Raw genomic sequence first — 10,659 nt, 5'->3', positions numbered from 1 at the left:
GCGCGAACGCCGAACCGCGTTGGCCACCGCCGTAATCGCCTCGTCTTGCCCAACCACGCGTTGGCGCAGTCGCTCCTCCATGTGGAGCAGCTTCTGCATCTCGCCCTCCAACATACGGCTTACGGGGATGCCCGTCCACTTGCTGACGATCTCGGCGATGTCGTCCGCCGTTACCTCCTCTTTTAGTAGAGCCTGACCGCCCTGCTGTACCTCCCGCAGCTCGGCCTGCTCCTGCTCTAAACGCTTATTCAGCGCGTGCATGACCCCGTACCGCAGTTCGGCCGCCTTTGCCAGGTCACCCTCGCGCTCTGCGGCTTCCGCCTGCAACCGGGTCTGTTCGATCTCCTGTTTCGTTTTGCTGATCTTTTGTATCACCCGCTTCTCGTTCTCCCAGCGGGCCTTCAGTTGCGCCGACTGCTCCCGCAGGTCGCTCAATTCCTGCTCGATCTTTGCAAGGCGCTCTTTACCGGCCTCATCGGTCTCCTTCGACAAGGCCATGCGCTCGATCTCTAGTTGGCGTATCCTCCGCTCCACGGCATCAATCTCCGCCGGCATCGAGTCGATCTCGATGCGCAGGCGCGAGGCCGCCTCATCCACCAAATCTATGGCCTTGTCCGGCAAAAATCGGTCGGAGATGTAACGATGCGAAAGCACTGCCGCAGCAACCAGGGCGCTGTCGGTGATTCGCACGCCATGGTGAACCTCATAACGTTCCTTCAGACCTCGCAAAATGGCGATTGTATCCTCTACAGATGGCTCACCAACGTAGATCGGCTGGAAGCGTCGCTCCAGAGCGGCATCTTTTTCGATGTGTTTCCGATACTCATCCAACGTGGTGGCGCCGATACAGCGCAGTTCCCCCCGCGCCAACATCGGCTTCAGCATGTTGGAGGCATCCATGGCGCCCTCGGCAGCTCCCGCTCCCACAATGGTGTGAATCTCATCTATAAACAGAATGATGGAGCCTTCAGCACGCGCGATCTCTTTAAGCACGGCTTTGAGACGCTCCTCAAACTCTCCACGATATTTCGTGCCTGCAATCAAAGAGCCGAGATCAAGGGCGATGATGCGCTTATTACGTAATCCCTCAGGCACATCGCCCTCAACAATGCGCTGCGCCAAACCCTCCACAATGGCCGTCTTTCCTACTCCTGGCTCTCCGATCAAAACCGGGTTGTTCTTCGTGCGCCGTGAGAGCACCTGAATAACACGGCGAATCTCCTCATCACGCCCGATCACCGGGTCCAGCTTCTGCTTTCTCGCCTCATCGGTCAGATCGCGACCGTACTTTTCCAAAGCCTGGTACTTCTCTTCAGGGTTGGGGTCAACGATCCTTTGATTCCCGCGAACGTCGCGTAATGCCTGCAGTAAGTTATCCTGGGTTACTCCCTGAGCCTTAAGAAGCCGCGCCGCATTGCTCTGGCCATCCACAACAATGCCGAGTAGCAGGTGCTCCGTGCTGACATACTCATCCTGCATCCTCTCGGCCTCTGAAAAGGCGATGTTGAACACATTGCGAAGGCGCGGGGATATCGTTGACCCATGCTCCGCCGAGCCGGAAACCTTTGGCAACTTTTCGATCTCCGCTTCAAGCTGACGTTCCAGCACCGGCACGTTCACTCCGAGTTTCTGGAGAATGGGTTGGGTTACACCGTCCGTCTGTTGAAGTAGGGCGGCGAGCAGATGCTCAACATCAATCTGCACGTTCTGGTGCGTTACTGCCTGTTGCTGGGCATCCTGTACCGCCTCTTGAGCCTTAATAGTCAATTTATCCATGCGCATAGGGTATCCCTCAACCTCTTCAAAATTAGTGTCTCGTTATAATACTACCTTAGTGTGGTATTATAAAGTTCCAAGCAGACATTCTCTCCCAAACCTACTGTGGCTCGCGGCGGGGAACCTCATAAACCATAAAGTCATGGGCCAAAATGGTGTTGGGGAAAACCACCTGCGCCTCCTGCAACAGCGCATTCATCTTCTCACCGGTTTCGTAGCGTGCACTAAAGTGAGTCAATATCAAACACCGCACTCCGGCCTCGGCGGCCGTCCGTGCCGCCATTTCAGCGGTAGAGTGCATGCTCCGTTTGGCATGTTCGATCTCGTCTTTCGTATAGGTTGCTTCATGAATTAAAAGATCGGCCCCCTGAGCCAGCTCTACGGCTTTTGGCGTGTAGGTGGTGTCCGTACAATAAACCACCTTACGCCCGGGACGCGGCGGCCCGACGAGGCTTTTGCCATCAATAATACGGCCATCCTCCAATTGAATTACCTCACCGGATTTAAGACGACCGTAGAGCGGGCCCTCCGGTATCCCCAGCGCCCTTGCGCGCTCCACATCAAAACGCCCCGGCAACGGTTTCTCTACCACAGCATAGCCGTAACATTCCATGCGATGCCGCAGAGGGGCTGACCAAACTTCAAATCGCTCATCCTCATAGATCAAGCCGGGACGAACCGTTTGCACCGTAATAGGGTAGCTCGGTCGCGAACGGCTGATATCCAACGACAGCCGCACGTACTCTTCCAACCCCGCCGGTCCGTAGAGTGTGACCGGTGTGATGCCTCCGTTTTGCATCGCCCTACTTGCCAGCAACCCCGGCAACCCAAAGAGATGATCGCCATGCAGATGAGTAATAAAGATGCGCTCGAGATGGCTCAATCGCAATGGAGAACGCAGAATCTGGTGCTGTGTTCCCTCTCCGCAATCGAACAACCAGAGCGTGCCCTGCTCCGGCAGTTGCAAAGCCACGCTGCTCACATTGCGACTGCGGGTCGGAGCACCGGAACTCGTACCAAGAAATGTTATTCGCATACGTCGCTAACTAAGAGTCACCCAGTTGGCTTCGGCCACCTCCTTCCAGCGCCTGCGTATTTCCTCTATCTGCTCCGGCTCCAGCCCCCCGGCTTCCAGCAGTTTGGCGTTTTGCTGCCAGCGCTCCGGCTTGGTTGTGCCGACAATGGCCGTATGAACTCCTGGCAAACCGATCACGAAACGCAGTGCCGTTGCCGCTGCTTCCTCAGGGTCCGCCAGAAAACGGTACTGAAGTTTCTGCAAACGCTCCCAGTAAGGGGCGATATAGCCGTTTGTAGGCCGCTCTTTGTACAGCCAAACCGCGTTTGCAATCGGCCGCTTCACGATAACACCGATGTTATTTCGCCGAGCTACAGGCAACAAGAGATCGATGCCACGCTGGTCGGCAATGCTGATAGAGGTTTGTAAGGTATCGAAAGCTCCACACTCAAGCGCGTAGAGTGCCGCCTCATTATCTCCACTGTAGCCGATAAAGCGCGCTTTGCCGGCATCCCGCGCCCGCTGTAGCACCTCGATGACCTCGCCACGTTGTAAAACCTCAAGCGAGCAGGTATGAAGCTGAATGAGGTCGAGGTAATCCGTACGCAACCGCCTCAAACTCCGCTCAATAGACCTCTCCAGCAAGGTCGGGCTCCAGTCTGGGTAGTCTAGCCCAGAGGCGTGGCCGCATTTGGTGAACAGATAACACTCGGAGCGCCGGTGTGCGATGGCCTGCCCAATCAGTTCCTCGCTTGAAACCTGGCCGTTGGAGTAGCACTCTGCCGTATCAATCACGTTCAAGCCAGCATCCAAAGCGCTATTGAGTAGGCGTTCCACCGTGGAAGCTTCTGCCCCCAGATAGCCTATCTCCGCTCCACCAAACCCAAGCACACTCACCTCTAAACCGGTCTTCCCTAAAACTCTTCTTTCCATGCAAATTCTCTCCTTTCTCGGCAAAATTCTCTTCTGAACAAAGCGGTACTCCCTCATGCACTCTGAATAAGCCTCTCTAAGTACTGGCGGCCTTTTCGTAAATTCTCCCTTCTTTCCGATTCAGTATAACGCCCAAGCGACTCGTCCTCCATGCAGAGATCGCGAGAGTATCCTGCCTGTTTCAGCAGGCGCACATAGCGCGAGAGGTCAATATCCCCCTCATATATCGGCGAAACATAGCGCCCATACTCATAGCCGATAGCGCGCTCGCTCTCTCGAATCTCTTCCGGATAGGCGATGTTCTTGATGTGCGTATGCTTCACATCATGGGCGAAACGCTCAAAAATGGCATAGACTTTGGAAAGGGGCCAGCCCCGCCAATAGAAGTTGCCCGAATCCAGCGTCAACCCTAAACGCGGTGAATTGACCGTAGACAGCACATAGCCCAGAAATTCTGGGTCGTTGCCAATCCCGCCATGGTTCTCTATCCCCAAATCCACCCCGATACCGGCCGTGCGCTGTAGTATCTCGCTTAAAGCATTGACAACAATGGCCTGCGTCTCCTCCGAGCTTCGATGAGGCTCCCCTTTCAGAAGAGGGTCAATCCGTACCACCGGCACCCCTAATTTGGCAGCGGCCTCCACAGTACGTACCGCCCATGAGATTTCAGCTTCCCAGTCCGCAGCGTTGAAGTTATTGCCCATACATAGGGCGCAAATCTGTACATCCATGCGCTCCGCTTGGCGTTTCAGCTCCGCCAACCCCTCCTCGCCGGAGAGCCGAAGGCGCTCCCTACCCTCTACCGGCTGTAGCGCCGACACCGTGTCATCGCGGTGCACCAGAAGCTCCACGGATTGGTAGCCTAAATCCTTCAACCCTTCTCCGAGCTGCTTATATCCCGCAGCGAAAACGATCTCATCTCGAATAGAGACAAACATAGAACCTCCAAATTCGATTTTTTGACACTAGGCCGATACATTCTACACCTTTTCTGCCCTATTTGCGACCTGTCCCTGCGAGAGAATCCTCCAAATAGAGCAGCCCCCACATCGAGACCTCCTTAAAGCCCAATCGCCGATACACCCTTCCGGCCACCGGATTCTCGTAAAACAGACACGGCAGCTTACCATCCTTCTGGAGATCGAGGGCGAGCGCCGCCGTACATGCTGCCGCATACCCATGACCACGCGCCTCCGGTCGGGTATAAACTCCTCCGATAAGCCCAACGTGCTCGCTTTCCACATTTAACAAGGCACAAGAAACAATCCGTGCCGATGAGGAATGTCCCGACATCTCCTCCACCACAAATACTCGCCCGCTCGATAGCTTGCCCATAACGTTGGGACGACTACGATACATGTTGCCGGCGCCGGCATAGAGATCGGCTAACTTATCGAGATCGCCCATCGTGGCTCGACGCGCCAGCCGCAAAAGAGACTCCTCACACTGTGGAGGGCCGTCCAAACGCATAAAAGGACTCACCTCTAGGCCTACTACCCGGTAGCGCCGCAAAGAAGCCCGTAACCCATAGACCGCCTCTAAAGACCCTCTTGCACCCAACAGCCCCTCCTGCCCGTCTACAATGGAAGCGAAACTTGCCGCCGTGCGCCCATCTCTATCCACAACAACCACCATATTCGCATAGCGAAACAGCACTCCTTCCAACCTTCCTCCCTCAAATGCTCCCCAAGCCGGTAGGGCTTCATTTTGATAACCGTAAACCTCCAGGTTGATACGGGCTGTCAGAAAGCGGTTTGTATCGCTATCAAAAAGGCGCGCGCAGGCCTCCACGTCCGCCGCCACGAGAGGACGTACAAGCAGTACAGAGGTCTCGCGCACCATCTGTTGTTTAACACCCCTTCCCCAAAGACTTCACATATTCGGGCAAGACTTCCATTAAAAGGCTCTCCACATATTTTCCAATGAGATCGCACTCTAAATTCACTCTATCCCCAGGCAGGCGCTTGCCCAACGTGGTCACTTCACAAGTGTGCGGAATAAGCCAAACAGTGAACGATTCAGCATCCACGGAAGCTACCGTTAAACTGACACCATCTACACAAATGGAGCCTTTTTCAACAATATAACGTCGCAAAGTAGGAGGGAAAGCTATCTCCATAATCCGTGCATTCTCAGACCTCTTTATCTCCCTAACGTGCCCCACCCCATCCACGTGACCCTGTACAATGTGGCCGCCGAAACGCCCCTCTGCTGCCAGCGGACGCTCTAAATTCACCGGGGAGCCGCTGTGTAAGTCGCCTAAATTCGTTCGCATCATTGTCTCAGGAACAACATCGAAACGAAGTATCGCACCGGAAGGGGCCTTGCCATCTATCTCCTCCCTACCAACGACGGTCAGACAGCAACCGTTTACCGCCAGGCTATCTCCCACGTCCGTGCCTTGGACGGTTCTGGAGGCCTCTATCTCGATAAGAGCCGACCGTGCTCCACTCTTCACAGCAACAACCGTTCCGATCTCTTCGACGATGCCCGTAAACATAGAACGTCCCTATTTTCTCCTTCCTAACATAATACCGAATCTCAATTCGTTTTAACCTACCCTTAAAAAGATTCGATGTTGCTGCTCCGTGGGGCAGCAGGGAGGAGCCATGCCGCTTCGCATTTGGGGTATACTTTATAGCTCGAATCAACATTGCGGCAGTGGCCATGTCTCAAACCCAAATCAAAAACGATAAACGCACCGTAGGTCTCATCAATCTCGGCTGCGCCAAGAACCAGGTAGATAGTGAGGAGATGCTAGGCCTTCTGAAAGAAGAAGGCCATTCCGTTCGCTTTATCCGCTCCCCACAGGAGTTGGCCTCCATCGCTGCCGATGTAGTTATCATCAACACCTGCGCCTTTATCGAATCGGCGCGTGAAGAGTCGATTAATACCATTCTTGAAGCCGTTGCTCAAAAACAACAAGGGAACGTCAAGAAAGTCGTTGTGGTCGGCTGTCTTGCGCAAAGATACCCTCAAGAACTGTCCAAAGCCATTCCTGAAGTGGACGCTTTTCTAGGCACCGGCCAGATCGAGCGGGTTCCTACGATCACCCAAGAGGTTCTTATTCGCCCCAGTCAACTCGTGGAAACCGCCGCCAAACCCCATCACCGTTGGGTAAACGTGCCGACCCGGGTGCGATGGGGCACACCCTGGTCTGCCTATCTCAAAATCTCAGAAGGCTGCGACCACACCTGTACCTTCTGCGCCATACCCTCCTTCCGAGGTCGCCATGTAAGTAAGCCCTTTGAACGGATCATCGAAGAGGCCCGCCAGCTCGCTGCGCAAGGGGTACGAGAACTGAATCTGATCGCTCAAGACTCAACCCAATACGGTTACGACCTGTATAAGCGCCCTCGCTTGCCTGAACTGCTCAAAGCCCTTTCAGAGATCGACGAACTTCGTTGGATCCGGCTCTTCTATTGCTACCCGTCACGAGTTAATGACGAACTTATCGAAACGCTAGCAACGACCCCGAAAATATGCCACTACATAGATATGCCTCTCCAACATGCCGACGACGCCATCCTGCGCAAAATGCGTCGTCCCATGAGCTATCAAGGCTACATCGAACTCCTTCAAAAGTTCCGAAACGCCATGCCAGATGCCGCCATCCGTACGACCTTCATTGTGGGTTTTCCGGGTGAAACCGAAGCTCACTTTGCAACGCTTGAACGTTTTCTCGAAGAAGCTCAGTTCGACCGAGTTGGGGTTTTTACCTACTCGGTCGAAGAAGGCACACCGGCTGCAACCATGCGGCCAAAGGTCTCTGAAAAGGTCAAAATGCAACGACGGGAACGGCTCATGGCACGTCAACAAGCCATCTCTTATGAACGCAATCGTCAGTGGATAGGACGGCCTCTAGAGGTGCTTATCGAAGGGCGATCGCCGCTCGACCCTACGACTGCAGTAGGGCGTTCTTACCGCGATGGCCCGGAGGTTGACGGTAAAGTCTATGTGAAACGCTGCTTTGCCAACCCTGGTACCTTTGTTACAGCCCGCATAACGGAGGCCCGTACCTACGATCTGATCGGCGAGCCTATTGAATCGCCTACAACAACGTTACCGCATTCATCACTACTAGCGAAACATTCTACAGCTAGCTGAGCTAGCAAGGGGGGAATACAAACGTGGCCACTGCCGCACCACAAAAACCGGAAGAACAAAACAAAGAACTTACGCTGGCCTCGCTCTACGCAGCAGACCTTATCTGTAACGCACTGCTGCAGGCCGGAACGTCGCTACGTACCATAGATATCGCCCGTAGCATCGCCTTGCCTGAGTTTGATGCGAAACTAGCGCGCGTTATTTTGATAACACACCGCACTCGGTTTACCCTCGACCCAACCCAGAACAACCAGCGCGTGGCACCTCGCGAACGGCGATGGACGCTTTGGCTGCGGTATATGGATACCTCGCACTCCTTCGACAGGAATCTGCAGCGTATTCTTCTGGAATGCGGTCGTCCGCTCCGTATCGAAGTCCTTGCACGCGAGATGAGCGCGATCTACCGTCGCCCCAAAGAGGTCTACGACGACATTATTCGCCGCTACGTCATAGATGGAAAACGCTACTTTCACGTTGAAAACACGGCCATCGCTCCCACAGGGTGGCTCCTCGAAACCGAGGCCAGCCTCGAGGCTATCTACAGCAAAACCCAGCAGGAGCGCGAAGAGGAGATTCTCTTCGATAACTTCTTAACCCCCGAAGAGGTCTCCCGCTACCTACCCCTCGCCGAAGAGCTAGAACTAACCACCAACCCTACGGAGAAAATTCCCATTTTGCTTGATAGGATAGATGAACCGGTGCACGGTAAAGTGCTGCAGTTCCTCGCCTACCATCTCGATCCTGAAGGCTTCGATGCACGCAAATTTTATACGGCCATCTATCGCAGTGGAGCCTTCCCGCTGCAGGGTAACCTATGGATAGGGGCGAAAACAGAGGCCCGTCTGCGCGCGCTCTTCCCCCTACTGGCCGAACAAGAGGTAGGAGATGAGATAGAACTGCAGAAGGAACAGGAGATTCTGCCCCTCGAACTCACCGAGGAAGACAGAGAAACCCTCGTGCAAAAGGTGCTGCAGACCGATGGCACAACTTTTGCCCACAAACTGCTGGAAGAGCACTTCGAAATATCACCATCCTACCCAACCTATCAACAAGACCTTCAGACCATTACCGAAGCGCTTAAAGAGGACTCACGAGTGCTGTGGGTGGGTAGCCTGCGGTTCCGTCCTCAAGGCTCTCTACCACCCTACGTCTACACCGTCCCCTCCATCCTTCACTATCCGCAAGAGACCTACTTCGACGCCGACGGCAACCCGATAGACGTACTGCTTGAAGATGAGGGATTCGACGGCAATCTTCGTCAGGAAATACTCAACCCGCTCGCTCAAGATGTGCTCGATGAAGAAGAGCCTCTTCCCGAACCGGACCCTAACCCGCCGACAACCGCCCGCGCGGTGATCAAATACCATCACAAACAGATCGGAACCATGCCGCTCTGTCAGTTCCCACCCGGCTTCTTCCCACCAAAGCCTACTATTCTGGAAACCGAGTTCGTTTTGCCGGGAGGACATACAGCGCAAGTCTGGGTCAATAACGAAACACGCCTTCTCTACGGCCTCTTCGACTGGTTCTCGACAATCCCTATCGATTCAGGAGCCACCTTTACCCTCGAACGCCAAGCTCCAGATCGCTACGTCGTCAACTACAACGATGAAAGTGAACCGATTATGTTCATTAGCCGCAATCGCATTAACGAGTTACTTGAGCTTCAGCAGCGCGCAGAGACCGAGCAACTTCCCAATTTTGAGATTTTGCGGCATATCATGGAGCACTACCGAAAAGGCATTGAGTACCTTACGCTGCTCACCGAGGCAAATGTGGTACGACGTATGAAACGCAGAATGGTCGCCTCCATTCTCTCCGGCTACCATTGCTTCTTCCAACGGGGCGGCGTGTGGGTCTTCGATGCCCGCAAACTTTCTCAAGGATTCGACCGTTCCAAACGGAAGTATATCATCCACTAAGGAGAAACCATGTCGGTTCGCGTTCGCTATGCGCCCAGCCCCACCGGCTCACCCCATGTGGGCAACTTGCGCACCGCGATATATAACTGGTTGCTCGCCCAAAAAGAGGGGGGGCAGTTTATTGCTCGCCTTGAAGATACCGATCGCACCCCTGAACGTTATGTCCCAGAAGGCGTGTGGGATATCGAAGAGAGCCTGCGATATCTTGGCATCGTTCCCGACGAATGGTGGGTCACCGGCGGCCCTAAAGGCCCCTACATTCAAAGCCAACGGCTCGAAATCTATAAAGAATATGCAGAAAAGCTCGTGGCCGAAGGCAAGGCCTACTACTGCTACTGCAGCAAGGAACGCCTGGAAGCGATGCGTAAAGAGCAACAGGCACGCGGTATCCCCACCGGTTACGACCGGCATTGCCGCGACCCCCAACGCCGCGAGCAGATGCGCCTAAAGCGCCTCAGTGAAGAGGGCGTTGAACCAACCCCCGTGATTCGTCTGGCCATGCCGCTCGAAGGCCAAACGGTTGTGCACGACCTCGTTCGAGGGGAGATTGTCTACGACAACCGCTCGCAAGACGACCAGATTCTTCTGAAGTCGGACGGTTATCCCACATACTTTCTCGCCTGCGTCGTGGATGATCACCTCATGGGAATCACCCATGTTATCCGTGGAGATGACTGGCTCTCTAGCGCCGCAAAATTCATGGCGGTGATACAGGCCTTCGGTTGGGAACCCCCAAAACTGGTGCATCCCCCTCTCATCCTTGGCCCCGACCGAAAAAAATTGAGTAAGCGCCACGGCGCCACACAGTTCATGGAGTTTGTGCGCGAAGGCTACCTGCCCGAAGCCCTCTTCAATTTTCTCGTGCTTCTCGGATGGTCTGCCGGAGAGGAGAATCGCGAGATCATG

General features: G+C 54.6%; 9 protein-coding genes. 3 read left to right on the top strand and 6 right to left on the bottom strand.

The annotated features are described in order from the left end of the window. The 6 genes from VKV18_RS12735 to VKV18_RS12710 form a co-directional block, all read right to left on the bottom strand. A partial coding sequence (locus VKV18_RS12735) for an ATP-dependent Clp protease ATP-binding subunit (protein ID WP_345786417.1) occupies positions 1-1,782 on the bottom strand: 1,782 nt, incomplete at its 3' end. 94 nt (positions 1,783-1,876) lie between these two features. Further along, complete coding sequence (gene rnz / locus VKV18_RS12730) at positions 1,877-2,812, bottom strand: ribonuclease Z (RefSeq protein ID WP_324204575.1); 936 nt, start codon at positions 2,810-2,812, stop codon at positions 1,877-1,879. A gap of 6 nt (positions 2,813-2,818) precedes the next feature. After that, positions 2,819-3,724 (bottom strand): aldo/keto reductase, encoded by a 906-nt coding sequence (locus VKV18_RS12725; RefSeq protein ID WP_324204574.1) that lies wholly within the window; start codon positions 3,722-3,724, stop codon positions 2,819-2,821. A gap of 53 nt (positions 3,725-3,777) precedes the next feature. After that, positions 3,778-4,662: a sugar phosphate isomerase/epimerase family protein gene (locus VKV18_RS12720; RefSeq protein ID WP_324204573.1), complete on the bottom strand. Its 885-nt coding sequence runs from the start codon at positions 4,660-4,662 to the stop codon at positions 3,778-3,780. Positions 4,663-4,720: 58 nt separating this feature from the next. After that, on the bottom strand, positions 4,721-5,566 hold the full coding sequence (locus VKV18_RS12715) for a GNAT family N-acetyltransferase (protein ID WP_324204572.1): 846 nt from the start codon (positions 5,564-5,566) through the stop codon (positions 4,721-4,723). Between the two features lie 7 nt (positions 5,567-5,573). Continuing rightward, entirely contained in the window at positions 5,574-6,224 is a 651-nt protein-coding gene (locus tag VKV18_RS12710; protein WP_324204571.1) for a riboflavin synthase, read from the bottom strand. Between the two features lie 167 nt (positions 6,225-6,391). On the opposite strand from VKV18_RS12710, the gene rimO reads away from it, so the two are divergent. From rimO to gltX, 3 genes are all read left to right on the top strand, one after another. After that, the gene (rimO, locus tag VKV18_RS12705) at positions 6,392-7,831 is read left to right on the top strand and encodes a 30S ribosomal protein S12 methylthiotransferase RimO (protein ID WP_324204570.1); all 1,440 of its coding nucleotides are present in this window, start codon (positions 6,392-6,394) and stop codon (positions 7,829-7,831) included. A 23-nt stretch (positions 7,832-7,854) separates the two neighbouring features. Further along, entirely contained in the window at positions 7,855-9,753 is a 1,899-nt protein-coding gene (locus VKV18_RS12700) for a hypothetical protein (protein WP_324204569.1), read from the top strand. A gap of 9 nt (positions 9,754-9,762) precedes the next feature. Beyond that, on the top strand, positions 9,763-10,659 hold an 897-nt coding region (gene gltX, locus VKV18_RS12695; RefSeq protein WP_324204568.1), incomplete at its 3' end, for a glutamate--tRNA ligase.

Origin of the sequence: Chthonomonas sp., assembly GCF_035294505.1 — a bacterium.
Lineage (GTDB): Bacteria > Armatimonadota > Chthonomonadetes > Chthonomonadales > Chthonomonadaceae > Chthonomonas.
Note: the sequence above shows the minus strand (reverse complement) of the source record. Positions and strands in the feature narration are given on the sequence as shown.

Excerpts from the sequence above, each read along its gene's own strand:
- rnz (WP_324204575.1), bottom strand. The coding sequence starts at position 2,812 with ATGCGAATAACATTTCTTGGTACGAGTTCCGGTGCTCCGACCCGCAGT.
- VKV18_RS12725 (WP_324204574.1), bottom strand. The coding sequence starts at position 3,724 with ATGGAAAGAAGAGTTTTAGGGAAGACCGGTTTAGAGGTGAGTGTGCTT.
- VKV18_RS12720 (WP_324204573.1), bottom strand. The coding sequence starts at position 4,662 with ATGTTTGTCTCTATTCGAGATGAGATCGTTTTCGCTGCGGGATATAAG.
- VKV18_RS12715 (WP_324204572.1), bottom strand. The coding sequence starts at position 5,566 with ATGGTGCGCGAGACCTCTGTACTGCTTGTACGTCCTCTCGTGGCGGCG.
- VKV18_RS12710 (WP_324204571.1), bottom strand. The coding sequence starts at position 6,224 with ATGTTTACGGGCATCGTCGAAGAGATCGGAACGGTTGTTGCTGTGAAG.
- rimO (WP_324204570.1), top strand. The coding sequence starts at position 6,392 with ATGTCTCAAACCCAAATCAAAAACGATAAACGCACCGTAGGTCTCATC.